A 24,764-nucleotide genomic window follows, 5' to 3' on the forward strand; every position below is an offset into this window, starting at 1 on the left:
CCCATGGTTGGGCACACGCCCATGCACTGGCGCCAACAGCGATGCGACGGGGTGCTGTCGACCTTCATGCCTGCAGAACGCTCGGTTGCCCTACCAGGTGGGCAGCATCATGAGGGCAGAGATGCTGAACATCGAAAACAAAGTGGACAGCGCAATCGAGGCAGTCACCGCGTCCTCTTCCTTTTGATAGCGCTGCGAAAACAAAAACACATTGGCCCCAATCGGCAAAGCAGCCGCCACCACCATCACCGACAAGGCCAGCCCGCGCAGCCCCAAGGCCCAGCCCACAGCGAGCATCAGCACCGGATGCAGCACCGTCTTGACCAAGGACAGCCGCACGGCCGCACCAAGGTTTTTGCCCATGGGGGTTTGCGACAGCGTGATGCCCACCAACACCAAAGCGATGGGGCCAAATGCGCTGCCCAGCAGTTGCAGGGGTTTGTCTACCACAGGGTGCAAGCCCCAACCGGTTTGTGCGTACAGCAGGCCGATCAAAATGGGCAAGGGCACTGGGTGCAGCACGGCGCTGCGAATCGCCTGCCCCACAGTGCGCCAGAGCTGGCCTTGGCGGCCCGTGGCCGCGGCTTGTTCGCGGGCCATTTGCAGCTCCAGCACCACAGTGGCCAAGGTCAGCAGCACCAGCGCATGCAAAGAAATGAGGGTGAACAGCAAGACCTGCCCCGCCTGCCCATAGGCCAGGCCAATCAACGGCACGCCGATCATCAAGGTGTTGCTGAAGATGCCGGCCAGCGCCAGCACCGAGGCCCGCGAGTCGCGGCCGTTGGCCATCACCATGGCAAAAAACAGCACCGCTGCGACCAAAAAATATTGGAACACCGGGCGCAGGTCCAGGCGCTCTAAGTGGACCGAACTCATGGTGCGAAACAGCAGCGCCTGCGTCAGCACCAAAAAGACCAAATTGGACAGATCTCGCACCGACTCGGGCCGCACCAGCCGGGCACGCCCAGCCACAAAACCCACCCCGATCAGCAAGACCACGGGCAGGAGCGACGACAAAACGGGGTGGTCAAAATTCATGAAGGCGATGGTAGGCGCAACGCACTGGCCGCTGGCTGACCCGGGTCACCTCGGGCACAGGCACCCACTTCAATGGACGTGTTTCATGCCGCAGTACTTGCCCAACGCCAAACCCTTGCAAGCCGTTTGCAGCTCTTTGGTGCACTGTTCGGTTTTTTTGCCGGACTCCAGGCATTTGGCCGCCGCCTCATGGGCCTCGGCCATGGCGCGGTGGCGAGCAATGTCTTGCTCGACTTCTTTTTTGCTGTGCTGGGCCAGAGCAGCCCAGGACAAGCTCATGGCGAAGATGAAAAAAGCAATGCGGCTCATGGGTTTCCTCGATGTTCAACAGTGGGGTGGACAACGGCTCAGTCGCGTACCAGCCGGGTAAACGTTTTCTTGAACTTGGCCACCTTGGGCGCTGCCACCGCCATGCAGTAGCCCTGGTAGGGGTTGCGCTCAAAAAAGTCCTGATGGTAGTCCTCGGCCGCGCTGTAATTGTCAAGGGCCAACACCTCGGTCACGATGGGTTGACCAAAGGCGCGGGCAGCAGTCAGCTCGGCGATCAGGGCGCGGGCTTCTTCGGCTTGCTCAGGGGTGGTGAAGTAAATACCGCTGCGGTATTGGGTGCCCACGTCGTTGCCCTGGCGGTTCAAGGTGGTGGGGTCATGGATCACAAACAAGATTTCCAGCAGCTCGCGGGTGCTGACCTGGGCCGGGTCGTATTCGAGTTTGACCACTTCGTTGTGGCCTGTGCGGCCGGTGCAGACTTGCTCATACGTAGGGGCCAAGGTCTGGCCGTTGCAGTAGCCCGACTCGACATCGGTCACACCGCGCACTTTGACGTACACCGCCTCGGTGCACCAAAAGCAGCCGCCGCCTAAAACCAGGGTTTGGGTCATATGGGTTCCTTGTTGGAGAGGGTTTGAATTATCCGTGGGGCAGTAGACCGCTTTGCACGGCCTGCACAAAGTCCCCCAGCGCCGTCTGGTCTCGGTCGCTGCGCCACAGGCAGCGCGTGTCATAGCGGGCATCGACCTCACGCAGCGGCACAAACACCGCGCCCGCCAGCGCCGACTGCTGCAAGGCCTGCGGCACCAGCGCCACGCCCAAGCCTTGTGATACCAGGGACACCACGCTCAGCCAATGGCGCAACTCGTGCACCACCTGCGGCATCCAGCCGGCCTGCTCGCACAGCATCACGATGCGTTCGTGGTAATCGGGCGACACGGTGCGCGACACCACCACCAGGTCTTGCCCAGCCAGTTCGGCCAGAGCCACACTGGCCGCCCCCGCCAAAGGGTGGCTGGCGGGCAAACACGCCACCAAGGGCTGGCTGGCCACCAGAATTTGCTCAAAACCCAGCGGTACCCGGGGCGTGTGCACAAAGCCCACATCCAAGCGGTCCCGCAGCAACTCGGACAGCTGCTCAGACGAGCTGAGTTCACGCAGCACCAAGCGCAATCTCGGGTGGCTGGCCTGAAAGCGACTGAGGATTTGGGGCAGGCCGCAATACAACATGGTGCCGGCAAAACCGATGTGCAGCTGGCCCGACTGGCCCTCGGCCACATCTCGCGCCTCACGCGCTGCGGCGCTGGCCTGCGCCAGCAAGGCCCGAGCGGCAGGCACAAAAGCCTGACCCGCCGCGGTGAGCTGCACGCCCCGGCTGTTGCGGGTGAACAGCTGCGCCCCCACCGAGGCTTCGAGCTGCTGAATGTTCAGGCTGAGCGGCGGCTGAGAAATGGACAGGCGCTGGGCGGCGCGGCCAAAGTGCAGCTCTTCGGCCAGCATCAGGAAATAGCGCAGGTGACGAAATTCCATGAATTAAAATAATGTATTGATGTATAGCCAATCAATATTAGACAACTATTCATCACCACCTGACAATCGACTACAAGATTTTTTCACGGAGACACCCAACATGGCCACCACCAAAAACACCTTCAGCTGGGAAGACCCCTTCAACCTCAGCGCGCAACTGACCGACGACGAGCGTCAGGTGCAAGAAGCCGCCCGCGCCTACTGCCAGGAGCGCCTGCTGCCCCGCGTGAAAGACGCTTTCTTGAACGAGACCACCGACGTGGCCATCTTCCGCGAGATGGGCGAGCTGGGACTTTTGGGCGCCACCATCCCCGAGCAATACGGCGGCGCTGGCCTCAATTACGTCTGCTACGGCCTGGTCGCACGCGAGGTCGAACGTGTGGACTCGGGCTACCGCTCCATGATGAGCGTGCAGTCTTCTTTGGTGATGTTGCCCATCAACGACTTTGGGTCTGAAGCCCAAAAGCAAAAATACCTGCCCAAGCTGGCGCGTGGCGAGTGGATCGGCTGCTTTGGCCTGACCGAACCCAACCACGGCTCTGACCCCGGCAGCATGATCACCCGCGCCAAAAAGGTGGACGGTGGCTACAGCATCAGCGGCGCCAAAATGTGGATCACCAACAGCCCGATTGCCGACGTGTTCGTGGTCTGGGCCAAAGACGACGGCGGCCAGATCCGCGGCTTCATTTTGGAAAAAGGCTGGAAAGGCCTGAGCGCCCCCGCCGTGCATGGCAAGGTCGGCCTGCGTGCCTCGATCACCGGCGAGATCGTCATGGACGAGGTGTTCTGCCCCGAAGAAAACGCTTTCCCTGAAGTGCGCGGCTTGAAAGGCCCGTTCACCTGCCTGAACAGCGCCCGCTACGGCATCGCCTGGGGCGCCTTGGGCGCTGCCGAAGACTGCTACGCCCGCGCCCGCCAGTACGTGATGGACCGCCAGCAATTCGGCCGCCCCTTGGCCGCCAACCAGCTGATCCAGAAAAAATTGGCCGACATGCTGACCGAGATCAGCCTGGGCCTGCAAGGCTGCCTGCGCTTGGGCCGCATGAAGGACGAAGGCACCGCATCGGTGGACCTGACCTCCATCCTCAAGCGCAACAGCTGCGGCAAGGCTTTGGACATCGCCCGCATGGCGCGCGACATGATGGGCGGCAACGGCATCAGCGCCGAATACGGCGTGGCCCGCCACCTGGTGAACCTGGAAGTGGTCAACACCTACGAAGGCACACACGACGTGCACGCCCTGATCTTGGGCCGCGCGATCACCGGGATTCCTGCTTTCTCAAATTGATTTTTTTGATAGCTTCAAGAAGAGGGGCTGCCAAATGGCAGCCCTTTTTTATGGTCAGGCGCTGGTTCAACTTCACCGTCACTGAAAACTGGATGCGAGCAATTTTCGGTGTCATGGGCGTACCAAATCACGTCAACCGATTGACTGCATGAACTGCACCCGACTTAGAGTTCATCGTCCGTGCGGACTTAGCTTGAACTTCAACTCAAACCTTGATGAAAAGGTTGATGCCAATGGGAGTTGGCTGAACTCACGATGGCAGAACTTAAATTTTCTGCCCGTCCTCGAACCTCGTGTAAAACATGGATCTGCGCAAATGCGCCAGACCTGTTCGCGGCTGTACGGCGCCGAATGCAACGGCGAAATCGCGCAAGGCATCGACCTGCTTGAAATTTCTCAGAGCCGCTCAGCCAAGTGGTGCTGAGCAAGGTGGTTCTGAGCAAAACAGCTTTTCAATCGCGCTGAAGCTCTCATCTAAGGCCACTTTCTTCAAGCGTCGGTCATGGCGCTGACCGAGACAAAGTCATCAGATCAACAGCCCGTCGGCCGCGATAGAAAATTGAAGGTTTCAAGACACTTCACCTGGCAGGTCGGCACCCATCACCCACCCAACTGATCAGGTCTGGATGCATCGATTTTTGATGGGACCTGGGATCGACCATTTCGCCATCAATTCAAGGCCGACTGCAGCCTGGCCTTCGTCAAAGCACGAGACAGCGCCGAGCTGTTCTCATACCCTGCGACCCTGGCCGCCTCTTTGAGCCCCTTACCCAAATCTACTGCTCGTTGGGCAATCGCCAAACGAATGGCGGCCAAGTATTTTCCGGGTGGACGCCGCATCGTTTCGTGGAATTTGGTGGCGAAGGCTGTTCGGGACATGCCCGCTTCCTGAGCCAGAAGCTCCAGGTCCCATCCAAACGACGGACGCTGGTGCATCGCTACAAGCGCGCGGGCAATGCGGGGATCGGCCAGGCCATTGAACAAGCCCGCGCCTTGGACGACGGGGTTGGCCACCAGGTGCCGAAGCAGCCCGATAAAGAGGATGTCGCCTGCACGGTTGAGCAATGCAGGTTGTCCGCAACGCGGTGCATTCAATTCGGATTCGATCATCGCCACGGCCAGACGCAGTGCCGGCTCCTCATGCGCCAGGCATACCGTTCGCGGCTGGTCGAACTCCTCCAGAAAAAGGGTGGCGACCGGGCCCGTCAGCTGCACATGGGCTGCGATCAGGCGATGGGGGTCATCGGAACTGAATTGATGCAGGACAAAGGGCTGACAGGCCCGGACCGCCACCAAGGCCGGTGCCTCTATGCGCTCAGACGCCCCCCCGACCTCCAGCTCGGCTAGCCCACGGGTCAGAAACAGCAGTTGCAATGCGCTGTCGTTCTCAGGCCGCAGCGCCCCCTCCAGCCGCCCTTGCTGTGACAAGCGCATTGTCACCACGGGCGCCAAGCCCTCCAGCAGGGCCGACAGTCGATCGAGTTTGGAATCGGTCATTTTGAACGAATTGCAAATTTAATTGAATTTAATGTTGCAGATCATACTTCATACTTGCATCCATGCCGCCTTACAACGAGACGGCACCCACCCGAAAGGAATTTACATGAGCACCCTCGCCTTGACCCCGCGCCAGCCAGTCCCCGCCCTCAACATACCTCTGGTCGGAGGAGATCGTTACGTGCTGGGTGCCGCACCTGCCCCAACATTTGATCTGGTCGTCTTTTACCGTGGTCTGCACTGCCCCATCTGCGCCAAATACCTGATGGAACTCGAACGCCTGATGCCCGAATTTGAAAAACGCGGTGTGCAGGTGGTTGCCGTCAGCAGCGACAACGCCGAGCGCGCCCAGGCGATGGCTGACAAGATCAAAGCGGAGCACCTGCGTGTGGGCTACGAACTCAGCCTGCAAAGCGCCCGCCAGTGGGGCCTGTACATCAGTGCCTCCCGTGGCCTGACCTCTATTGGCATTGAAGAGCCTGCACTGTTCAGTGAACCGGGCGTCTTCATTGTTCGTCCTGACGGAACCCTCTACTATGGTTCCACGCAGACCATGCCCTTCGCACGTCCGCAATTCCAGGACCTGCTGGGGGCCATTGACTTTGCAGTGGCCAAGGACTACCCCGCACGCGGCGAATACACCGGCGCACTTTGAACGAAAGAGAGTTCACCATGAACATCCTGATCCTCGGCGCTGGCGGCATTGGCGGTTATTTCGGCGCCCACCTGATCCGGGCTGGCGCGAACGTCACCTACCTGGTGCGAGACCAACGCAAAGCACTCATCGATGCCCAAGGGCTTCGGGTGGAAACCCCGCAGGGTGCCTTTGTGGTGCTGCCACGGACCATCACTGCAAAAGACGTCCAGCCCGAATACGACCTGATTCTGCTGGCGCCCAAGTCCTACGACCTCCACGACGCCTTGCAGTCATTAAAAGGCGCGTTGGGCAAAGGTATTGTTCTGCCATTTTTGAACGGACGGGATCATCTGGACACACTGGATGCAATGCTGGGTCAGGAGCGCGTCATGGGTGGCGTGGCCCATATCGCGGCGACGATCACGCCCGAGGGCGCCATCCGTCAACTGACCGAGATGCACCGGCTGACCGTCGGGGCCCGACACCCTTCACATCAAGATGTCGCTGCTGACTTCATCGAGCTGTGCAGGAAGGCCCCCTTCGACAGCGTCCTGGCTGACGACATTGAACAGGTGCTTTGGGACAAGTGGGTCTTTCTGACCACACTGGCGGGCATGACCACTCTTTGTCGTGGCTCGGTCGGAGACATCGTGACAACGCCCTATGGCAAGGCGACAACGGTGCAGATGTTCGAGGAATGCTGCCGTGTAGCCCACGCCTGTGGCCACACCATCGGTGCCGAAGCCGCCGCCAAAGCGGTCGAAATGCTGACCGCCTCTGGATCATCGTTCACTTCGTCCATGCTGAGAGATTTATTGGATGGCCAACGGACCGAGCACGATCACATCCTTGGTGCCATGATTCGCAAAGGCCACAGTCTGGCCTGCCCAACACCGCTCTTGGAAGTGGCGCACACGAATATGGAAATCCAAGCCATGCGAGCAACATCCAAACCCTAAGGAACCGGCATTTCACAACTCATGGGTATCAGTGACTTTTACGCAGCTTTCGCACAATAAGCCGTAAAGTTGACACGTGTACCGCAGCAACAAGCAAGTTACTGATGACTACAGGATTTTCCAGAGAGCCAACGGTCAATGGCGTTGTGATCTTGTAGATCACCTGAACCAAGAGCAAGGACGCTATAGCCATGGGCTCTTGTCTCCAAAGCAGTCCAAGCGAGACAACCAGGATGGCTGTATAGATGGAGAGCAAGATACCCCGGGCCGGACTGAATTCTCCCCAGCCATTCGGTACCCAGGGGGCATTCAGCCACAAGCTCAAGCACACGGGGGTGAGCACCAAAATATTGATGATCAGTGAAAGCTGCATCATTTTTTTCATGTCAAACCCTTTCCATAACACCGTTATGAGCGGATGATAACAGCGTTATGGAAAAAGCAACAGCAGCCCAAAGATCTGACAGTTCAACGCCGCAGCCATTGCCTGCGTCAGGGGACGATACGTCTGCTGCGTTGCTCCGTGCTGCACGAGAGATCCTCATGACCAGTGGTCTGCCTGGTTTGTCGCTGCGCCGAATTGCAGAGGCCGCAGGCTGCACAACCATGCAGGTCTACAGCCGCTTCCAAGGCAAGAATGGTTTGTTGCAAGCCCTGTTTGACGAAGGGTTTGAGGTTCTGGCGGCTGCACAGCGCGCTGTTCCGTTGTCATTGCCTGCTGACCAGCGGGTACAGCAGCTATGTCGTGCGTACCTGCACATCGCTGCCGAGTATCCGCAACACTACGCACTCATGCTTGGCGGCCACAGCGCTGACTTCAAGCCACCCAAGGAGAGCCAGGACCAGGCCATGGCCACCCTACAACATTTAATCGAAGCGGTCGCCAACGCTTTGCCTACAGGGCCTGATCAAGCCCAGCACGCCTCGGTCGTCGCACACCAGATCCTTGCTTTTTGTCACGGCTGGGCCACGCTCAGCGCGATTGGCATCACGGACAATACCAACGTCGAAGCTATAGACCGCGCCGTCTCCTCTTTGCTCACCGGCGCAGAGGCCTGAAAATGACGTTCGAATCCCCATCTATCGCCCCCTCATGAAACAGGGGTTCACGCAAAAGTTCCTGACTTTTTGGTGCCAGTGCGGCAACAGGGATTAAAGCGAAATCACATAAGTCTTTGTGCAATCAGCATTTTGGGGAACTGACTCGGTCAGGTGGTTTTAGCAAAACAGCGTCTCAATAGCGCTGACGCCATCACAAGTTGATGGGCCAGCGCATGCAAACGATGTTCGCGGATCCATCAGCAGAACGGCTGAAGCCTACCTTGCCCCCCATGCGTTCAGCCACCCGCTGCACAACCGCCAATCCAAGCCCTAGCCCGGGGCGTTGTCGGCTGGAGTCTGATCTGGCGAATGCCTGAAACAAAAAAATCTCCTGATCTGGCGCAATTCCAAACCCTTGATCCTGTACCTCAATGACAACCTCACCACCCTGCTGCATCACACGCAGGTGCACAGGCGGCAGGCCATGGGCAAAGGCATTCTCGAGCAAGTTGCTGATCGCCCGCTCAAGCAAACTGGCGTTGGCGTTTGGCACCTGCAAAGTGGTCGGCGCATCAATCACCAGGTCGGTCTTTGAACGGTTCTGTTGGTCCGCAACACGGCGCGCAACGGCGCAGAGGTCAACAACTTCATCCATCGGCAACTCGCCGCTGCGCACATGGTCGAGGAAATTACCCACCAATCTGTCGGCCAACATCGTATTGCGCACGATGGCTTCACGTCCCGACGCCACGGCATCCAATTCGGGCAGCAGCTCTGCCGCCATGCGAATGCGGCCAAGAGGGCTACGGAGGTCGTGTGAGACACCCGCCAGCAGCAATGCGCGTTCACGTTCTTGACGTTCAAGACTGCGTCTAAGCTGACGCCAGGCCTCATCGATGGCCAGAATCTCGGTGGTGGCGTTCGGCATGGCCTCCCCCGAACTGTCATCGGCGGCGATCCGTGTCCGAAGCGACTCCAGTGGTTTCGCAAGCCGACGCGCAACGAGGGCGCTGGCCAAGATGGCAAAGCCAACAATAAGTGACACGGCCAGCAGAACCCGCTCGCCCAGTTGTGTCTCCACCCAGCCGCTGTCAAACCCTATCCAGCGCTCGTTGCCATCGCGCGGCTGCAACTCCAGCCACACCATGGTTGTTGTAGTCGAAGACTCCTCTGTGAGCCCCAACATCGCACCACGTATCGGAATGCCTTGCTTGAGCAACTGCTCTCGAACCATGCCAAGCCGGGGCGCCATGCCTGTGGCTTTGATCACGCCGTCTGGACGTGTCGTTCGAATTTGTATGGCGCCTGGAGCACGGGCCATGACAACATCGAACGGTGCCCCCTGATCCAGCAGCTTCAAAGTGGGCGACCAAACCGTGGCCACCAGTTGCGCAACGGTGGTATTGCGTTCGCCGTAAAAGATCACAGCGAGCATGACTGTCAGCGCAACCGCCAGGAGTCCCTGGGCCAACAGCATGCTGACGAACAAACTTTGTGATCGCATGGTCAGGAAACGCCTCCACGCGGCACGAATACGTAGCCTTCGCCGCGCAACGTGTCGATCCACTCCGCGCCAGGACTCGCTTCACGCAGCTTGCGCCGAAGTCGGGCAATTTGCACGTCGACTGTTCGTTCCTGTGGTTGATAACCGCCCCATTGCACTGCCTCAGAAAGTTCGTCTCTTGAAAGGGGTTTCCCTGGCTGTTTGGCCAGGGACAACAGCAGTTTGAACTCGATGCTGGTGAGCGCAACGACGCGGGTGCCAACGGTGACCTCGCGTTTAACAAGGTCCATCGACAAACCCGAGAAGCGGAGTGTTTCGGGTTCGATACGGCTGGATGCAGCGCGGCGCAGCAGAGCGCGCAAGCGCGCTACAAGTTCGCGTGGCTCGAACGGTTTTGGAAGGTAATCATCCGCACCGATTTCAAGTCCAAGAACACGGTCAAGAGGATCTCCTCGAGCGGTCAGCATGACGATCCCAAGAGTTGGGTGCGCGCTGCGCCAACGGCGTGCAAGGTCGAATCCGTTCCCGTCTGGCAGCATGGCGTCGAGCAGCACGATTGCAGGCAGTTGCAGGCGCAACGCGCTCTCTGCAGCTGCTGCGGAAAGTGCCGTGCGCGTCAACCAACCCTCACGCGAGAGGAGCATCACCAACATGGCAGCAAGTTCAGCGTCGTCGTCGACGATGAGGATCATTGGTTGATCTGTAGACATAGTGTCTCAGTCTACTAGGCCTCCCCAAGTGGGCCACTGGCGTTTTTGCAATTGCTACAGATTTGTAGCAATTCGTCTTGCAATGTAGGCATCACGCGCCTACATCAGCCTTCTAATGCAGGCATGGATTTCTCGATGCACAAGTGGGCCGATGGCTGACCTTCGAGAACCATGAAACACAACAACCAAGGAATCAAAAAGTGAATCGACTTGCCAGACCCCCAGGTCTTTTCGTCACATCGTTGATCTTGCTCACTGCGCTGACCCTGACAACCAACGTGCACGCGCAGATCCCAACCAAGGAGCAAAGGGCAGCGATGCAAGCCTGCCGTGAGGATGCCAGCAAGCACTGTGCTGGCGTGATGCCAGGCGGTGGGCGCATGGCAATCTGCCTGCGGGAAAAGAAAGCCAGCCTGACCCCGGGCTGCTCGACCCAGATCGAGAAGTTGGAAGTTTGTGGGGCCGATACCAAGAGGGCCTGTAATGAATCTGGAAAGTGAGTCTGCCATGCGACGCAGTGAACATGAGCGACATGAAAAGCACAGCGGCGTTTGCCGCGCAATGACAGAAAGTTGATAACCATGGATCCCACAGCACTGCACCATCTTGTACCCGCCGAGTTGAGACCTTGGATAGCAGCACTCCTATTCGCCATGTTTGCCATCGCCGTAATCGAAGGAGTCGTACTCTCACGCAAGACTCACGGCGCCTACGATTGGAGGGCGTTTGCCGCGTCGATGTTCGACGCCGTCGGCCGGCAATTGATCAACACTTTTGCCGCCGGAGCAGGTCTCATCATTGCCATTCCGCTGTTGGACTGGATCTACACCCATCGACTGTTCACCATCACGATGGACAGCGCATGGGCTTTTGGACTCCTGTTCATCGGAGTTGAATTTTGCTACTACTGGTACCACCGCAGCGCACACCGTGTGCGATGGTTCTGGGCAACCCACGCGGTGCACCACTCCCCCAACCAGTTGACATTGGCGACAGCTGTGCGCTTGGGATGGACCGGCAAGATTACCGGCACCACACTGTTCTTTGCGCCGCTGGTATGGCTTGGCTTCACCCCACTGTCGGTTTCAGCCGCGCTGGCCGTAAACCTCTTGTATCAATTCTGGCTGCACACGACCTGGATTCCCAAGCTGGTGCCCTGGTTTGAATGGGTGTTTAACACGCCGTCTCACCACCGGGTGCACCATGGCAGCAACCCGGAGTACCTTGATTGCAACTATGGGGGTGTCGTGATTATTTTCGACAGGATCTTTGGCAGCTTTGTGCAAGAGCGGGTCGAACTTCCGCCGACCTATGGGCTCACCACACCTTTACGGACGAGCAACCCACTGTTTATTGCCTTTCACGAATGGATCAATCTGGCGCGTGATCTGCTCGACGCAAGAAGTACTGGCGACGTTTACCGGGCGTTGTTCGCACCACCGTCAGCGCGCGACGACTTTAAGCTGAAACAAGACAGGGCTAAGGTGCGTTAACGCCTTGACGAAGAATGACTCAGGTCGTATATTACTAACCAGTCAGTCATTAAATAACCTGTGAACACGACCGAGACTTTCCCCCCCCACAAACGCGAACGCCGCAAACAAGACCGCCCGGGTGAACTGCTCGAGGCGGCTTTGGACCTGTTTGTAGAAAAAGGTTATGCCGCGACCCGCGTGGAAGAGGTGGCTGCTCGGGCAGGCGTGTCCAAGGGCACCTTGTTTTTGTACTACCCCAGCAAAGAAGACCTGTTCAAGGCCGTGGTACGAGCCAGCGTGGTCGAGCCGGTGGCTCAAGGTGCCGCCGAAATCGCAAATTTTCAGGGCACCACGGGTGCTCTGTTGGAATGGATGATGGTGCAGTGGTGGCACCGTTATGGCGACACCAAAGCCTCGGGCATATCCAAGCTGATCATGAGCGAGGCCAGCAATTTCCCGGAATTGGCACAGTTTTATCGCACCGAAGTCATCGAGCCAGGCCATGCATTGTTGCGAAATGCCTTGCAAAAAGGCATCAACCAGGGCGAATTTCGCGCGGTCAACGTGGAATTGGCCATGCACTCCTTCATGGCTCCATTGATCTTTTTGGTGATGTGGAAACACTCCATGGGCCCATGCTGTCCCAGCCACGAACAAATTGCCCCAGAAGCCTTCATCTCACAACACGCCCAATTGCTGATCAAAGGCCTTTCACGGTCCAGCGACTAACGACTCCTTTTGTTTTTGCCACCTATCGCTATGAAAAAATCAACCCTCTGGATCCTCTCGGCCGTGGCCGTGGCCGCACTTCTGGCAGGCGGTGCCCGCTGGATCGGCCAGCGGCAAGCAGCCCAAACACCCCAAGTCCCCACTGCCGCCGTGGAGCCCAGCATCGAGCTTGCCGCCTCTGACGTGTTCAGCGCTCGCACACAGACCCTGAGCCTGGGCATCGCGGTCTCGGGTGCACTCAAGGCGACCCAAAGCGCCATTGTCAAAGCCCGTGTGGCCGGTGAATTGCAAGAGCTGAGCGTGCGCGAAGGCGATCGTGTGCAGGCTGGACAAGTCATCGCCCGCATCGACCCCACCGAATACCAGGCGCGCGTGCGCCAGGCGCAGCAGCAAGCCGATGCGGCCAAAGCCCAGGTGGACATTGCACAGCGACAGTTTGACAACAACCAGGCACTGGTCAACCAGGGCTTCATCTCACAAACCGCCCTGCTCACCTCGCAGGCCAGCTTGAATGGAGCCAAGGCCACACACGCGGCCGCGCTGGCCGCGCTGGACCTGGCCAACAAATCGCTGGGCGATGCCACGCTGCGATCGCCCCTGTCGGGCGTGGTGGCTCAGCGCCTGGCCCAGCCGGGTGAGCGGGTGGCCATCGAGGCCCGCTTGGTCGAAGTCATCAACCTCTCGGAACTGGAGCTCGAAGCAGCCCTGCCGGCCGAAGACGCCGGCCGCGTGCGGGTGGGGATGACCGCGCAGCTGCAGGTCGAAGGTGTGGACGCACCGGTCTCAGCCAAAGTCCTGCGCATCAACCCCAGCGCCCAAATGGGCAGCCGCAGCATCTTGGTCTACTTGGGCGTCAAAGGCCGCGAGGGCTTGCGTCAAGGCCAGTTTGCCCAGGGCAGCCTGGGCACACAAAGCGTGCAGGTGCTGGCCGTGCCTGTGACCAGTGTGCGCACCGACAAACCCCAGCCCTACGTGCAGGTGGTGCAAGACGGCAAAGTGGCGCACATCACGGTGCGAACCGATGTGCGCAGCGAGGGCGATCAGGAAAGCCTGGTGGCGGTGACCGGCGTCTCTGAGGGCGCACAAGTGCTTTCAGGCAGCGTAGGTGCGGTGCGCGAAGGGGTGCTCGTGAAGTTCACGACCCCGGCCAGCCCGGCCGCTGCGGCCAACGCCATTTCCACCAAGCCATAAGGGAACCCTCAACATGTGGTTCACCCGCGTCAGTCTGCAAAACCCGGTTTTTGCCACCATGGTCATGTTGGCCCTGGTGGTGCTGGGCATCTTCTCTTTCCAGCGCCTCAAAGTCGACCAGTTCCCCAACATCGATTTTCCGGTGGTGGTCATCACCACCGAATACCCCGGGGCCTCGCCTGAAATCGTCGAGAGCGAAGTCTCCAAAAAAATCGAGGAAGGCGTCAACTCGATTGCCGGCATCAGCACCCTGACCTCGCGCAGCTATGAAAACCAGTCGGTTGTGGTCATGGAGTTCCAGCTCCAAATCGATGGCCGCAAGGCGGCCGAAGATGTGCGCGAAAAAGTCGCCTCGCTGCGCCCCCTGCTGCGCTCCGAAGTCAAAGAGCCTCGCGTACTGCGTTTTGACCCGTCCAGCCGCGCCGTGTGGTCGCTGGCCGTCATCCCCGAGGGCAATCAACTCAATGCGGTGGAGCTGACCAACTGGTCCGAACAGGTGCTCAAAAAGCGCCTGGAAAACGTGCGTGGCGTGGGCTCGGTCAGTTTGGTGGGCGGCAGCAAGCGCGAGATCAACCTGTACCTGCAACCGGCCAACATGGAGGCGCTGGGCGTCACGGCCGACCAGGTGGTGAGCGCTGTGCGCAATGAAAACCAGGACCTGCCCGTGGGCGCGATCCGCTCGCTCCAACAAGAGCGCATCGTGCAAATCAGCTCCCGCATGGAGCGGCCCGAAGACTTTGGCCGCATCATCGTGGCGCGCAAAAATGGCACCCCGATTCGCCTGTCCCAAGTGGCCACGGTGCAAGACGGGGCGCAGGAGCTGGAGAACCTGGCGCTTTACAACGGCCAGCGCACCCTCTTGATGTCGGTGCAAAAGTCGCAAGACGAAAACACCATCCAGGTGGTTGAAGGCCTGATCAAGGCCGTGACCGAGTTGCAGGGCCAGCTGCCGCCGGGCGTCAAACTCGAACCCATCACCGACGGCTCGCGGCCCATCCGCGTGTCGGTGAACAACGTGCGCCAGACCCTGATCGAGGGGGCCATCCTCACGGTGCTGATCGTGTTTTTGTTCCTCAACTCATGGCGCTCCACCGTCATCACAGGCCTGACGCTGCCGATCTCTCTGATCGGCACCTTCATGTTCATGCAAATGTTCGGCTTTACCATCAACATGATCACGCTGATGGCACTGAGTTTGTGTGTGGGCCTCTTGATCGACGACGCGATTGTGGTGCGCGAGAACATCGTGCGCCATGTGCAAATGGGCAAAAACGCCTACCGCGCATCGATGGAGGGCACACAAGAAATTGGCCTGGCCGTGCTGGCCACCACCTTGTCCATCGTGGCGGTGTTTTTGCCCATCGGCTTCATGGAAGGGGTCATCGGCAAGTTTTTCCACGAGTTCGGCATCACCATCGTGGCGGCCGTGTTGATCTCGATGTTTGTGAGCTTCACGCTCGACCCGATGCTCTCGAGCATCTGGCATGACCCGGCCATCGACGCGCACGGCAAAAACCAAGCACCCGCCAACTGGTACGACAAAACCATTGGCCGCGTGACCGGTTGGTTTGACCGGGGCACGGAACGCTTGGCCAATGGCTACCAAGGCATCTTGCGCTGGGCGTTGGTGCACAAAAAATCCACCGTCTTTCTGGCGCTGAGCATTTTTGTGGCCAGCGTGTTCATGGTCCGTTTGCTGGGCACAGAGTTCGTTCCCAAGGCTGACTTTTCCGAGACTTCGCTCAAGTTTGAAACCCCGGTGGGCACCTCGCTCGAGGCCACCGAGGCCAAAACCCGCCAGGTCGAGGCCATCTTGCGCGACTTCCCCGAGGTGCGCTACACCCTGAGCACCATCAACACCGGCAATGCGCAAGGCAAGAACAACGTCAACCTGTACATACGTCTGGTGGACCGCAAAAACCGCGACCGCAATGCCGACCAGATGTCGGCCGTGCTGCGCGAGCGCCTGAAAAAGGTGCCCGGCATCGCGGTCACCCACGCCGGTTTGCTCGACGCCATTGGCGGCAACAAGCAAGTGGAGTTTTCGCTGCAAGGCCCAGACCAAAAAGAGCTGGAGCGCTTAGCCCTGCTGGCGCTGGCCAAGGTGCGTGACATCCCTGGACTGGTCGATCTGGACTCCAGCGTGAAACCCAACAAGCCCGTCATTGGTATCGAGGTGCTGCGCGACGCAGCCTCCGACCTGGGCTTGGGCACGGCGCAACTGGCCGGGCCCCTGCGCACCTTGGTGGCCGGGCAAACCGTGGGCAACTGGCGCGCCCCGGACGACCAGACCTACGACGTGAATGTGCGCTTGTCGCCCGAGGCCCGCAACAGCCCGCAAGACCTCGAACGACTGCCTTTCATGGTCTCACCCGCTGCCGATGGGAGCCCACGCATCGTTCGCTTGGGGCAGGTGGCGCGGGTCAGCGAAACCACGGGCTCCAACCAAATCAACCGGCGCGACATGATGCGTGAGGTCGCCATCAACGCCAACGTGTTCGGGCGCTCGGCTGGCGAAGTCTCGGTTGATGTGCGCAAAGCCATGGACAGCCTGAACCTGCCACCGGGCTACCGCTACAGCTTTGGCGGCTCGACCAAGAACATGACCGAGTCCTTTGGCTATGCGTTGTCGGCCCTGGCCATGGCGGTGATCTTCATCTACATGATTTTGGCCAGCCAGTTCAAGAGCTTCCTGCAGCCCTTGGCGCTCATGACGTCCCTGCCCCTGACCTTGATCGGCGTGGTGCTGGCCCTGATGGCTTTCCGCTCCACCTTGTCGATGTTCTCCATCATCGGCGTGATCATGCTGATGGGTTTAGTGACCAAAAACGCCATTTTGCTGGTGGACTTTGCCATCCGCGCCCGAGAGGACGGCCTGGAGCGCAGCGAGGCCTTGCTGCTGGCGGCCAAGGTGCGGCTGCGCCCCATCTTAATGACCACCTTGGCCATGATTTTTGGCATGGTGCCGCTGGCCTTTGCCCTGACCGAGGGCGCCGAGCAACGCGCCCCCATGGGCCAGGCGGTCATTGGCGGGGTCATCACGTCCTCGCTGCTGACCCTGGTGGTGGTGCCCGTGGTGTACTGCTACATGGACGATCTGGCCCAATGGTTGCGCACAAAAGCAGGCCTTGGCCCGGCCCGTCCGGGCCATGACACCAGCGCCCCTTAAAATCAGTGGATATTTGACCAAGACCCCCGCAGGAGTAAGAAAAACATGGATCTGAACCAGGCCCGCTTCAACATGATTGAGCAGCAAATTCGTCCCTGGGAAGTGCTGGACCCGCAAGTGCTGGCCCTGCTGTCCACCGTGCGCCGCGAAGACTTTGTGCCCCTGGCGCACAAGGCCCTGGCTTTTGTGGACATGGAAATCCCGCTGGGCGCTGCGCCCAACCAGGTCATGCTCGCCCCCCGCGTGCAGGCCCGCTTGTTGCAAGACCTGGCCGTGCAAAAAACCGACAAGGTGCTCGACATCGGCACCGGCTCGGGCTTCATGGCCGCTTTGCTGGCCCACCAAGCCGCCAGCTTGCTGAGCCTGGAGATTGACCCGGCTTTGGCCGCCCAGGCCCAGGCTAACCTGCAAAAAGCGGGCATCAGCAACGCGGTCGTGCGCTGCGCCGATGGCAGCCAAGGCGCAGCCGCCGACGGCACTTTTGACGCCATCGTGATCAGCGGCTCGGTCGCCGAAGTGCCTGCCGCCTTGCTGCAGCAGCTGAGCGTGGGAGGCCGTTTGGTCACCATCGTGGGCGACGAGCCCATGATGCGCGCCACGCTGATCACCCGCACCGGCACCAACAGCTGGACCACCACCGAGCCTTGGGACAGCAACGCCGCCCGCTTGTCCGGCTTTGCCCAGCCCTCCCGCTTCAAATTCTGAGACCGCTATGCAGCAACTCTATCCCGCCCAAATCGCTGAATGGGCCAGCCAACAAGCCCAGCGTCCCGTCTTGCTCGATGTGCGTGAGGGCTGGGAAGTGCAAACCGCCAGCGCCAAGCCCGAGGCTTTGGACCTGCTGCACATGCCCATGCAAACCATCCCGGTGCGCCTGCACGAACTCGACAAAACCCGCCCGATTGCCTGCCTTTGCCACCACGGCGGGCGCAGCATGCAAGTGGCCAACTTCTTGATGCAGCACGGCTTTGAGGTGGTCAATGTGGCCGGGGGCATTCATGCCTGGTCGGCCCAGGTAGACCCCAGCATTCCGGTCTATTAAGTCTGTTTGTTGAGTCAGCTTTTGGCCCCCAATGGGCCCGATATTTTTTAAAAAGACCCGCCATGAAACTGCGCACCTTGCCCCTGACTTTGGCCTTGATGGCCGCCTTTGCAGGCACCGCACAAGCCCAGAGCTTGGCCACGCTCTACGAAGCGGCCAAAAGCCACGACGCCAACTTCAAGTCGGCACGCGCGCAGCACGAGGCCACACTGGCCAAGGCCGAGCAAGCCAAGGCCTTCCTGCGGCCTACAGCGGGTTTGGGGGCCAACCTCTCTGAGACCGATTTGGAGAATCAGTCAACCAACAGAGACAGCCAATTCGGGACCCGCTCAGTCACGTTCAGCGCAAGCCAGCCGTTGTACCGCCCTGCCAACCAGGTCAGCTACGAACAAGGCATGAAGCAAGTGGCCTTGGCGCAGGCCCAGCTGAAAGTGGCCGAGCAAGAACTCATCGTGCGCCTAAGCCAGGCCTACTTTGACGTGCTGACGGCGCAGGAAGGCCTGAATTTCGTCAAAGCCCAGAAATCGGCTGTGTCCGAACAACTCGCTGCCGCCAAGCGCAACTTTGAAGTGGGCACCGCCACCATCACCGACACGCGTGAAGCACAGGCCCGCTTTGACTTGGTCACTGCCCAGGAAATCGCCGCCGACAACGATCTGCGCATCAAAAAATTGGCCCTTGACGACACCGTGGGCAAGAGCAATGTGACCCCCAAACCCCTGCTGAGCGCTGTCAACATGGATGGCCTGCAAAGCGGCAGCATCGAGTCGTGGGTGGCGCAATCGGCCCAAGACAACGGCAACCTGGCGCAGGCCCGCATTGCCCAGGAAGTGGCCCAACTTGAAATCACCAAGGCCAAAGCCGCCCTGCGCCCCACGCTCGACCTGACCGGCAGTTACGGCATGACTCGTTATCGCAACGGCGCAACATCTCAACCCAACACCAACGCCGCCACCGTTGGCTTGGCCTTCAACCTGCCGCTGTACACCGGCCAGGCCACACAAAACCGCATCAAGGAAGCCGTGGCTCTGCAAGACAAGGCCCAAAGTGACCTCGAAGCAGCCCAGCGCAACGTGGCCCAAGCCACCCGCGCCGCTTTCTTGGGCGTGCAATCGGGTCTGAGCCAAGTCAAGGCCCTGCAGGCGGCCGAAGCCTCCAGCCAAAGCGCTTTGGACGCCAATAAACTGGGCTACCAGGTGGGTGTGCGCATCAACATCGATGTGCTCAACAGCCAAAGCCAGCTCTTCCAAACCAAGCGCGACCTGGCCAAGGCCCGCCACGATGTGTTGGTGGGGCAGTTGCGGCTGAAGCAGGCCGCAGGGGTTTTAAAGTCGGAAGATTTGAAGGAAATCAGCCTCCTCCTACAGAAGTAAAATCACCTACCATCATGATTTCTTTAGGACTCAAATAACATGGTGAACGCCTAGAAATGAACAGCGTCGTCAAAACTCCTTAAGAATCAAATGTGAGTTATGACGACCACTCAATTGACTTATATGACTCACAGGGTTGGTACAGATTGATTGCGGTTTTCTTCAAACTGGAGAATCGACAATTAACCTAAAAATCATGAACCCAATCAACTTATTCATTTTTTTTCAAAGGGTTTGCGGAAATTTTCATAACAACGCCTTGTTAATGGCAAGAATAGGTGTCTTGGGAATGGCTTGCAGCATGCCCGTGTCGCGTGCAGCCTTCAATATAAGTGCGTTTTTGATGATCACAGGCTGGCTGTTGTCAGGCGGATTCAAGTACGAACTGCAACACGGTTTAACGAGGCGTTATGGAAGCCTCAACATACAAAACCGATGGGGAGCACACCTCTGTTGGTGCACGCCTGAAGGCCTGGGAATATTCGATTGAATTAATAGGTAAGTCACCATGGCTCGGTCACGGAGTAGGCTCCTACAAAGCAAAAGCTTTGCAAAATTTTGAAAGTATCAGCGTTTGCAAGTTAGGTATCTGCGATCAACCCCACAACCAATTCATAACGACAGTAACTGAAACAGGTGTCATTGGTATCCTTGGGCTTTTTGTTTGGATGCTATCACCATTTACCCATTTAAGAAAAGCAGCCACAAGAGGTATTGCAGACCATAAAAATTTACTCTCGCCCTTGATGGTTATTTTTTTAATCACCGCCATGTTTGATAGCAGTCTAAAGATTCAAGGACAATTATTTTTCATGGTCATTAAGCTTGGGCTGATATCCTGCGCCGTCAAAAATAGTCAATCAGATGGGGCTTCCGCTGTTCCAATAAACTGACATCCAGTCAACAACTCCATGTCCGTAGTGAGGAAACCGTTCCCAGTTGCCTTTGGGTGGCCGCACCAAGTCAATTGGCCGGGGTTTACCATGAAAAATCACCAGCTTGGCCTCTGGTGGTGGCGACTTGGGTGGTAAAAATCGGTCCAGCACCAGTGGTTGGCGCAAATGGTATTTGAAACTGACCAACCAGTCTTGCGGCCAATACGCGATGCCGTCGACGGCGTGGTGAAGGTATTCCTGCTCGATTTTGTGTTGGGCCACCAAAGCATCGCGCTGGCTTTTCAGTTTATCGACCACATGACCCAGGCTGCCAATGTCAAAAGCAAACACGCTTGACATGGTTCTGGGTGGCAAGCTGGGGCTAGACCAAGGGGCGTTGTTGATGGCCACCAGCGGGCCGGGCACGTTAAACAGGGGGTCTAGGCTGTCCAGAATAACGGTGTCCAGATCGATAAACAAGCAACGCCCCTGCAGGCCGTACAGGTCGCTGCTGAACACGCCAATTTTGGGCCAGGCCCCGTCGTAGTAGTGGCTGTGCTCAAGCCCGATGTCGGGAATGGGGAAGACCTCAATACCGGGCAACAGGCCTTGCGACTCGCCTGTCAGGCACACAAATCGAAATTCGCCAGATATGTGGCGCTGGCAAGCGCGGTACAGCACGTTCACGTATTCGGCGGGATACAAGGTGCCCCACTTCATGCAAAGCACTACTTTTGATTGATTCATGGCATTATTTCTTTGGAAAAAGTTGGCCTGATTGCATCAGGTAGAGCTGTTTGCGCACCAGGTCGCGCAGGCGCCTTTTGAAGGTGGGCATGCGCCGGTACCAAGGGTACTTTTTGACGCCGGCAAACCCCTGCCCTGTGATGGTGCTTTGGTTTTCGTCATTCACATGGCTGGGAAAGGGCTCAAGCCCTAAGCGGCGCAATTGGTGGCGGTGCACCCGGTCAAGCTCAAGATCGATGGGCAAAACAATGGGCAACATGGCAGGCAACAAGCGCGCTGCCGTGTCACGGGAAATCAAATACGCGCCCATGCCTGTGAGAGGCCCCATATAGGCATTGAGCGAATACCGCCCCACACGGGTTTGACACACGGGCTGTTTGGCGCGGATTTTGTTGAGGTTAAGCATGTCCCAGCTGTGGCGGTGTTGCAGTGCCTCGCCAAGAGCCGCCATAAAGTCTTCACCAAACACCACATCGTCTTCAAGGACCAAAAGGGTGTGGCGATCTGACTGCAACAAAGCCTGCCACGACTGCAGGTGTGAGTGGTAGCAGCCGATTTCACCGGGCATGAGGTCGCGGCCTACATGGCGCTCGAATGCGACCTGGTCTACTGTGCTGCGCAGCGTGTCCCACTGAGCCTTGCCGTCCACAGCCGACAAACGGGTATAGGCCAACCCCAAGGCGAGGAGGCGCTGTTCCATCTGTTGGCGGCGCTGAATGGACCTGTCCAGATTGATGAGGATGACCATCAAACCGGGGAAGCTGCGCTGGGTCATGACACTGTCTCGGCAAAGGCTTTTTGTTGCCCTTGGTTCCAGTAGTCTGAAGTTTGCAGCACCGACACAAATTGCTCGGACGAACGCCCGCTGCCAAAGGCTTGGCTGGCCACGGCGTGGCGAGCCCAACGGGTGGTCAAAAAGTCGGCGATGGTGGCGGTGTCAAGCGCAGACGCGCTGACGATGGATGACCCACTGGCCCGCTGGTTTTGCCGCGTGCCCACATCCAGGCTGGGCAAGCCCAAAAACGGCGCCTCGCGCACGCCGGCGCTGCTGTTGCCCACCATCACCGCCGCGTTTTTCATCAGCTCGCTGAAGTAGTTAAAGCGCATGGACGGGATGAGGCGAAAACGCTCGAGGGGCAGTTGTTCGAGCACGGCAAAAATGTCTTCGGTGCCGGGGTCGTTGTTGGGGGCGATGACCACAAAACACTTGCCACTGGCTTGTAGCGCGCCAAACAAAGACTTGGCTTGGGCGCCAATGGTGTCTTGCTCGGACGTGACCGGGTGAAACACGGCGATGCCGTAGTCGTCAAACGGGATGGCGTAGCGGGCTTTGACTTCTTGGATGCTGACGCCAGACGGCCGGGCGTGGGTGTCCAGCTCGGGTGAACCGATGTTGAACACGCGCTCAGGCGATTCGCCCAGCGCCAGCACGCGGGCTTTGGCCGATTCGCTGCTGACGAAGTGGGTGGCACAGAGTTTGGTGTTGCAGTGGCGAATGCTTTCGTCGATGGTGCCGGACACCTCGCCACCTTCCACATGGGCCGAGCGGATGTAGCGCATGGCGCAGACGATGCTGGCGGCCAGCGCTTCAACACGGTCGCCGTGGATGATGACCAAGTCGGGCCGGTGTTCGTGCACAAAATCCGAAAAGCCGAGGATGGTCTTGCTGAGAATAAAGTCCAGCGCATCGCCTTCGCGCTGGTTCACAAACTCAAAAAACTCGGCACCGGCAAAGCGTTTCACTTCCAGGCGGGTTTCGCCATAGCGCTTCATCATGTGCATGCCAGTGATGAAGAAGCTGATGTGAAAGCCCGCGTCTTGAGCGGCTTTGGCCAGGGGCTCGAGCTTGCCGAAGTCAGCCCGGGTGCCGGTGACAAACAGCAGGCGTTTGCCCGTGACCGCTGTGCCGGACACGCTTGGCGCGTCGCTCATGCTTGGGGCTCCACACCTTCTAGGTCGGCCCACTTGAGCTGCTGATTGCGTTTAAGGGCACCCCGGGTGCGCGCACCGATCAAACGGTCAAAGTGCTGCACCGAGATGTCGCCCGAGCCGGGGCGGCGGGCCCAAATGTCTTTTTCGGTGATGACGTGGCCCGCAGGCAGATCGCGGTCGGCCACGATGGAGCCGCGCGCAAAGCGATAGACGTCTTCTTCAGGGGCGGTGCGCACCTTGGGGTTGTTGAGCGCGGTGTGGATTTCTTTGGAGCGGTCGATGATGAAACGCAGTTCGGCTGGGTCCATCGAGCAGCTGATGTCGGGGCCTTTGCGGTAGCGGGTGTCGGTGAAGTGGCGCTCCAGAATGCAGGCGCCCAAGGCCACGGCGCTGATGGCCATGCTGGGGCCGATGCTGTGGTCGCTAAAGCCGATGACGGCTCGGGGGAAGGCCTGGCGCAGCTCGGTGATGCCTTGCAGGCTGACGATCTCGGGTGGCGAAGGATACAGGTTGGTGCACTCCAGCAAGGCGTAGTCCACGCCAGAGGCATCGAGCGCGGCCACGGCGGGGCGCATGCTGTCAACGGTTTGCATGCCGGTGCTCATGATGATGGGCTTGCCAAAGCTGGCGATGTGGCGAATCAGCGGCACGTGGTTGCATTCGCCCGAGCCAATCTTGAAACCAGCCACACCAATGTCGGCCAAAAAGTCGGCTGCGGCGCGCGAAAACGGGGTGGAGATGTAGATCAGGCCCAGGTCTTCGGCGTGTTTTTTGAGGGCGATTTCGTCGTCTTTGGACAGCGCGCATTCCTGCATCACGTCCCAAATGGATTTGTCGGCGTTGGGCGGGAAGATGCTTTTGGCTTCGTCGGTCATTTCGTCGTCAACGAAATGGGTCTGGTGTTTGACCATTTCACAGCCGGCCAGGCGCGCGGCGGTGACCATGGCTTTGGCCACCTCAAGGCTACCGCCGTGGTTGATGCCGATTTCGGCAATGACCAAGGGAGGGTGTTGGGGGCCGATGTGGCGGTGGGCGATTTTCATGGTGGGTTTCCTTGGGTGGCGCTGCTGAGCAGGGCTGCGCACCGCTCAAAATCATCCCTATTATCGATGTCAAAGCTGCGTTCAGCGGGCATGACCACGGTGCCAATGCGTTCGCTGACAAAACTTTTCTGTTCAATGAACCATTGCGCATCCATGGCGTAGACCGCGCCGTTGGGTTTGTAGACAGGGGGCAGGCTTTGGCGGTTGGCAAAGCAATGCTCGGGTCTGGACAGCGGAACAAAGCGGCCATCGGGCATCACTTGGCCCCACTTGAGCACGCCGCGGTCGGCATCGGTGACGGATATGACCAAATCAAACACACCACGCGCCAGGCGCGCCAGGGCTTGTTGCACGTCGACCACCTGGCGCAGCGGCGATGTGGCCTGCAGCAACACCACCGGGCCTTGCACCTGGGCGGTTTGCAAGGCATGCATCAGCACCGGGGCCATGGGCACGTTGTCGCCACACAGTTCGTAAGGACGCTGCAGGGCTTGCACGGCTTGAGGCAGCTCAGCAGTCAGCACCTCGTGGATGTCGGTGCTGATGAGTACCCGGCAGGCCCCTGCTGCCAGGGCCAGGTCCACCGCATGACGGTAAAGGGGTTTGCCGGCGAGCGGGCGGGTATTTTTGCCGGGCAAGCCTTTTGATCCCCCACGCAAAGGGATGACGGCTGTCCAGGGTCTAAGGGTGGCGGGCATGGGCGTAACTATACTG

Annotated in this window: 28 protein-coding genes; 14 read left to right on the forward strand and 14 right to left on the reverse strand. The window is 59.0% G+C overall.

What is annotated here, in order from left to right; all coding sequences use genetic code 11:
• Positions 1–90 precede the first annotated feature (90 nt).
• The 4 genes from B9Z50_RS00195 to B9Z50_RS00210 form a co-directional block, all read right to left on the reverse strand.
• On the reverse strand, positions 91–1,038 hold the full coding sequence (locus B9Z50_RS00195) for an AEC family transporter (RefSeq protein WP_108361711.1): 948 nt from the start codon (positions 1,036–1,038) through the stop codon (positions 91–93).
• 69 nt (positions 1,039–1,107) lie between these two features.
• The gene (locus B9Z50_RS00200; protein ID WP_233249760.1) at positions 1,108–1,317 is read right to left on the reverse strand and encodes a hypothetical protein; all 210 of its coding nucleotides are present in this window, start codon (positions 1,315–1,317) and stop codon (positions 1,108–1,110) included.
• A 68-nt stretch (positions 1,318–1,385) separates the two neighbouring features.
• Complete coding sequence (gene msrA / locus B9Z50_RS00205; RefSeq protein ID WP_108361713.1) at positions 1,386–1,919, reverse strand: peptide-methionine (S)-S-oxide reductase MsrA; 534 nt, start codon at positions 1,917–1,919, stop codon at positions 1,386–1,388.
• A gap of 28 nt (positions 1,920–1,947) precedes the next feature.
• Positions 1,948–2,838, reverse strand: a complete 891-nt coding sequence (locus B9Z50_RS00210) for a LysR family transcriptional regulator (protein ID WP_108361714.1) — start codon at positions 2,836–2,838, stop codon at positions 1,948–1,950.
• Positions 2,839–2,938: 100 nt separating this feature from the next.
• On the opposite strand from B9Z50_RS00210, the gene B9Z50_RS00215 reads away from it, so the two are divergent.
• Both B9Z50_RS00215 and B9Z50_RS17375 read left to right on the forward strand, forming a co-directional pair.
• Positions 2,939–4,126 (forward strand): acyl-CoA dehydrogenase, encoded by a 1,188-nt coding sequence (locus B9Z50_RS00215; RefSeq protein ID WP_062403789.1) that lies wholly within the window; start codon positions 2,939–2,941, stop codon positions 4,124–4,126.
• A gap of 193 nt (positions 4,127–4,319) precedes the next feature.
• Entirely contained in the window at positions 4,320–4,550 is a 231-nt protein-coding gene (locus tag B9Z50_RS17375; protein ID WP_146183128.1) for a hypothetical protein, read from the forward strand.
• Between the two features lie 245 nt (positions 4,551–4,795).
• Here B9Z50_RS17375 and B9Z50_RS00220 read toward each other — a convergent pair whose 3' ends face one another.
• Complete coding sequence (locus B9Z50_RS00220; RefSeq protein WP_108361715.1) at positions 4,796–5,623, reverse strand: AraC family transcriptional regulator; 828 nt, start codon at positions 5,621–5,623, stop codon at positions 4,796–4,798.
• 106 nt (positions 5,624–5,729) lie between these two features.
• Here B9Z50_RS00220 and B9Z50_RS00225 point away from each other — a divergent pair, with 106 nt between their 5' ends.
• Positions 5,730–6,278, forward strand: coding sequence for a peroxiredoxin-like family protein (locus B9Z50_RS00225; RefSeq protein ID WP_108361716.1), 549 nt, complete (start codon positions 5,730–5,732; stop codon positions 6,276–6,278).
• A 17-nt stretch (positions 6,279–6,295) separates the two neighbouring features.
• A complete protein-coding gene (locus tag B9Z50_RS00230; RefSeq protein ID WP_108361717.1) occupies positions 6,296–7,219 on the forward strand; it encodes a ketopantoate reductase family protein in 924 nt (307 codons plus the stop codon).
• Between the two features lie 28 nt (positions 7,220–7,247).
• On the opposite strand, the gene B9Z50_RS00235 is transcribed toward B9Z50_RS00230, so the two are convergent.
• Positions 7,248–7,604, reverse strand: a complete 357-nt coding sequence (locus tag B9Z50_RS00235; RefSeq protein ID WP_108362460.1) for a hypothetical protein — start codon at positions 7,602–7,604, stop codon at positions 7,248–7,250.
• Between the two features lie 47 nt (positions 7,605–7,651).
• Here B9Z50_RS00235 and B9Z50_RS00240 point away from each other — a divergent pair, with 47 nt between their 5' ends.
• Positions 7,652–8,278 carry a TetR/AcrR family transcriptional regulator gene (locus B9Z50_RS00240; RefSeq protein ID WP_108361718.1) on the forward strand — a complete coding sequence of 209 codons (627 nt, stop codon included), beginning with the start codon at positions 7,652–7,654 and terminating at the stop codon, positions 8,276–8,278.
• A gap of 193 nt (positions 8,279–8,471) precedes the next feature.
• On the opposite strand, the gene B9Z50_RS00245 is transcribed toward B9Z50_RS00240, so the two are convergent.
• Positions 8,472–9,764, reverse strand: coding sequence for an ATP-binding protein (locus tag B9Z50_RS00245; protein ID WP_108361719.1), 1,293 nt, complete (start codon positions 9,762–9,764; stop codon positions 8,472–8,474).
• 2 nt (positions 9,765–9,766) lie between these two features.
• Entirely contained in the window at positions 9,767–10,474 is a 708-nt protein-coding gene (locus tag B9Z50_RS00250; RefSeq protein ID WP_108361720.1) for a response regulator transcription factor, read from the reverse strand.
• 200 nt (positions 10,475–10,674) lie between these two features.
• Between B9Z50_RS00250 and B9Z50_RS00255 the strand changes: the two genes are divergently transcribed.
• The 8 genes from B9Z50_RS00255 (at position 10,675) to B9Z50_RS00290 (ending at position 19,453) form a co-directional block, all read left to right on the forward strand.
• Positions 10,675–10,974: a cysteine rich repeat-containing protein gene (locus tag B9Z50_RS00255; RefSeq protein ID WP_146183129.1), complete on the forward strand. Its 300-nt coding sequence runs from the start codon at positions 10,675–10,677 to the stop codon at positions 10,972–10,974.
• A gap of 81 nt (positions 10,975–11,055) precedes the next feature.
• Positions 11,056–11,967: a sterol desaturase family protein gene (locus B9Z50_RS00260; protein ID WP_108361722.1), complete on the forward strand. Its 912-nt coding sequence runs from the start codon at positions 11,056–11,058 to the stop codon at positions 11,965–11,967.
• A gap of 60 nt (positions 11,968–12,027) precedes the next feature.
• Positions 12,028–12,678: a TetR/AcrR family transcriptional regulator gene (locus B9Z50_RS00265; protein WP_108361723.1), complete on the forward strand. Its 651-nt coding sequence runs from the start codon at positions 12,028–12,030 to the stop codon at positions 12,676–12,678.
• Between the two features lie 30 nt (positions 12,679–12,708).
• On the forward strand, positions 12,709–13,869 hold the full coding sequence (locus B9Z50_RS00270) for an efflux RND transporter periplasmic adaptor subunit (protein WP_108361724.1): 1,161 nt from the start codon (positions 12,709–12,711) through the stop codon (positions 13,867–13,869).
• Between the two features lie 13 nt (positions 13,870–13,882).
• Positions 13,883–17,038, forward strand: coding sequence for an efflux RND transporter permease subunit (locus tag B9Z50_RS00275; RefSeq protein ID WP_108361725.1), 3,156 nt, complete (start codon positions 13,883–13,885; stop codon positions 17,036–17,038).
• Between the two features lie 45 nt (positions 17,039–17,083).
• On the forward strand, positions 17,084–17,743 hold the full coding sequence (locus B9Z50_RS00280; RefSeq protein WP_108361726.1) for a protein-L-isoaspartate O-methyltransferase: 660 nt from the start codon (positions 17,084–17,086) through the stop codon (positions 17,741–17,743).
• 7 nt (positions 17,744–17,750) lie between these two features.
• Positions 17,751–18,080, forward strand: coding sequence for a rhodanese-like domain-containing protein (locus B9Z50_RS00285; protein ID WP_108361727.1), 330 nt, complete (start codon positions 17,751–17,753; stop codon positions 18,078–18,080).
• Positions 18,081–18,142: 62 nt separating this feature from the next.
• Entirely contained in the window at positions 18,143–19,453 is a 1,311-nt protein-coding gene (locus tag B9Z50_RS00290; RefSeq protein ID WP_108361728.1) for a TolC family outer membrane protein, read from the forward strand.
• A 246-nt stretch (positions 19,454–19,699) separates the two neighbouring features.
• Here the strand turns inward: B9Z50_RS00290 and B9Z50_RS18045 are convergent, their stop codons facing one another.
• Positions 19,700–19,831, reverse strand: coding sequence for a hypothetical protein (locus B9Z50_RS18045; protein ID WP_255418334.1), 132 nt, complete (start codon positions 19,829–19,831; stop codon positions 19,700–19,702).
• Between the two features lie 32 nt (positions 19,832–19,863).
• Here B9Z50_RS18045 and B9Z50_RS00295 point away from each other — a divergent pair, with 32 nt between their 5' ends.
• Entirely contained in the window at positions 19,864–20,346 is a 483-nt protein-coding gene (locus B9Z50_RS00295) for an O-antigen ligase (RefSeq protein WP_108361729.1), read from the forward strand.
• Here B9Z50_RS00295 and B9Z50_RS00300 read toward each other — a convergent pair.
• The 5 genes from B9Z50_RS00300 to B9Z50_RS00320 are packed head-to-tail and all read right to left on the reverse strand — an operon-like array spanning position 20,314 to position 24,748.
• Entirely contained in the window at positions 20,314–21,075 is a 762-nt protein-coding gene (locus B9Z50_RS00300) for a glycosyltransferase (protein ID WP_146183130.1), read from the reverse strand. The genes B9Z50_RS00295 and B9Z50_RS00300 overlap by 33 nt on opposite strands.
• Positions 21,076–21,079: 4 nt before the next feature.
• Positions 21,080–21,850: a glycosyltransferase family 25 protein gene (locus B9Z50_RS00305; RefSeq protein ID WP_108361731.1), complete on the reverse strand. Its 771-nt coding sequence runs from the start codon at positions 21,848–21,850 to the stop codon at positions 21,080–21,082.
• On the reverse strand, positions 21,847–23,007 hold the full coding sequence (gene neuC / locus B9Z50_RS00310) for a UDP-N-acetylglucosamine 2-epimerase (protein ID WP_108361732.1): 1,161 nt from the start codon (positions 23,005–23,007) through the stop codon (positions 21,847–21,849). The genes B9Z50_RS00305 and neuC overlap by 4 nt, the downstream gene beginning before the upstream one ends.
• Positions 23,004–24,050: an N-acetylneuraminate synthase family protein gene (locus tag B9Z50_RS00315; protein ID WP_108361733.1), complete on the reverse strand. Its 1,047-nt coding sequence runs from the start codon at positions 24,048–24,050 to the stop codon at positions 23,004–23,006. Before B9Z50_RS00315 ends, neuC begins: the two co-directional genes overlap by 4 nt.
• On the reverse strand, positions 24,047–24,748 hold the full coding sequence (locus tag B9Z50_RS00320) for a cytidylyltransferase domain-containing protein (protein ID WP_108361734.1): 702 nt from the start codon (positions 24,746–24,748) through the stop codon (positions 24,047–24,049). Before B9Z50_RS00320 ends, B9Z50_RS00315 begins: the two co-directional genes overlap by 4 nt.
• Positions 24,749–24,764: the final 16 nt, after the last annotated feature.

The sequence above is a fragment of the Limnohabitans sp. Bal53 genome (assembly GCF_003063355.1).
Taxonomy (GTDB): domain Bacteria; phylum Pseudomonadota; class Gammaproteobacteria; order Burkholderiales; family Burkholderiaceae_C; genus Limnohabitans_A.

Coding starts and splice junctions, on each gene's coding strand:
- B9Z50_RS00250 (WP_108361720.1), bottom strand. CDS start 10,474: ATGTCTACAGATCAACCAATGATCCTCATCGTCGACGACGACGCTGAA.
- B9Z50_RS00245 (WP_108361719.1), bottom strand. CDS start 9,764: ATGCGATCACAAAGTTTGTTCGTCAGCATGCTGTTGGCCCAGGGACTC.
- B9Z50_RS00240 (WP_108361718.1), top strand. CDS start 7,652: ATGGAAAAAGCAACAGCAGCCCAAAGATCTGACAGTTCAACGCCGCAG.
- B9Z50_RS00285 (WP_108361727.1), top strand. CDS start 17,751: ATGCAGCAACTCTATCCCGCCCAAATCGCTGAATGGGCCAGCCAACAA.
- B9Z50_RS00300 (WP_146183130.1), bottom strand. CDS start 21,075: ATGAATCAATCAAAAGTAGTGCTTTGCATGAAGTGGGGCACCTTGTAT.
- neuC (WP_108361732.1), bottom strand. CDS start 23,007: ATGAGCGACGCGCCAAGCGTGTCCGGCACAGCGGTCACGGGCAAACGC.
- B9Z50_RS00270 (WP_108361724.1), top strand. CDS start 12,709: ATGAAAAAATCAACCCTCTGGATCCTCTCGGCCGTGGCCGTGGCCGCA.
- B9Z50_RS00295 (WP_108361729.1), top strand. CDS start 19,864: ATGGAAGCCTCAACATACAAAACCGATGGGGAGCACACCTCTGTTGGT.
- B9Z50_RS00275 (WP_108361725.1), top strand. CDS start 13,883: ATGTGGTTCACCCGCGTCAGTCTGCAAAACCCGGTTTTTGCCACCATG.
- B9Z50_RS00225 (WP_108361716.1), top strand. CDS start 5,730: ATGAGCACCCTCGCCTTGACCCCGCGCCAGCCAGTCCCCGCCCTCAAC.
- B9Z50_RS00220 (WP_108361715.1), bottom strand. CDS start 5,623: ATGACCGATTCCAAACTCGATCGACTGTCGGCCCTGCTGGAGGGCTTG.
- B9Z50_RS00305 (WP_108361731.1), bottom strand. CDS start 21,850: ATGACCCAGCGCAGCTTCCCCGGTTTGATGGTCATCCTCATCAATCTG.
- B9Z50_RS00280 (WP_108361726.1), top strand. CDS start 17,084: ATGGATCTGAACCAGGCCCGCTTCAACATGATTGAGCAGCAAATTCGT.
- msrA (WP_108361713.1), bottom strand. CDS start 1,919: ATGACCCAAACCCTGGTTTTAGGCGGCGGCTGCTTTTGGTGCACCGAG.
- B9Z50_RS00290 (WP_108361728.1), top strand. CDS start 18,143: ATGAAACTGCGCACCTTGCCCCTGACTTTGGCCTTGATGGCCGCCTTT.
- B9Z50_RS00315 (WP_108361733.1), bottom strand. CDS start 24,050: ATGAAAATCGCCCACCGCCACATCGGCCCCCAACACCCTCCCTTGGTC.
- B9Z50_RS00210 (WP_108361714.1), bottom strand. CDS start 2,838: ATGGAATTTCGTCACCTGCGCTATTTCCTGATGCTGGCCGAAGAGCTG.
- B9Z50_RS00215 (WP_062403789.1), top strand. CDS start 2,939: ATGGCCACCACCAAAAACACCTTCAGCTGGGAAGACCCCTTCAACCTC.
- B9Z50_RS00260 (WP_108361722.1), top strand. CDS start 11,056: ATGGATCCCACAGCACTGCACCATCTTGTACCCGCCGAGTTGAGACCT.
- B9Z50_RS00230 (WP_108361717.1), top strand. CDS start 6,296: ATGAACATCCTGATCCTCGGCGCTGGCGGCATTGGCGGTTATTTCGGC.
- B9Z50_RS00195 (WP_108361711.1), bottom strand. CDS start 1,038: ATGAATTTTGACCACCCCGTTTTGTCGTCGCTCCTGCCCGTGGTCTTG.
- B9Z50_RS00235 (WP_108362460.1), bottom strand. CDS start 7,604: ATGAAAAAAATGATGCAGCTTTCACTGATCATCAATATTTTGGTGCTC.
- B9Z50_RS00320 (WP_108361734.1), bottom strand. CDS start 24,748: ATGCCCGCCACCCTTAGACCCTGGACAGCCGTCATCCCTTTGCGTGGG.
- B9Z50_RS00200 (WP_233249760.1), bottom strand. CDS start 1,317: ATGAGCTTGTCCTGGGCTGCTCTGGCCCAGCACAGCAAAAAAGAAGTC.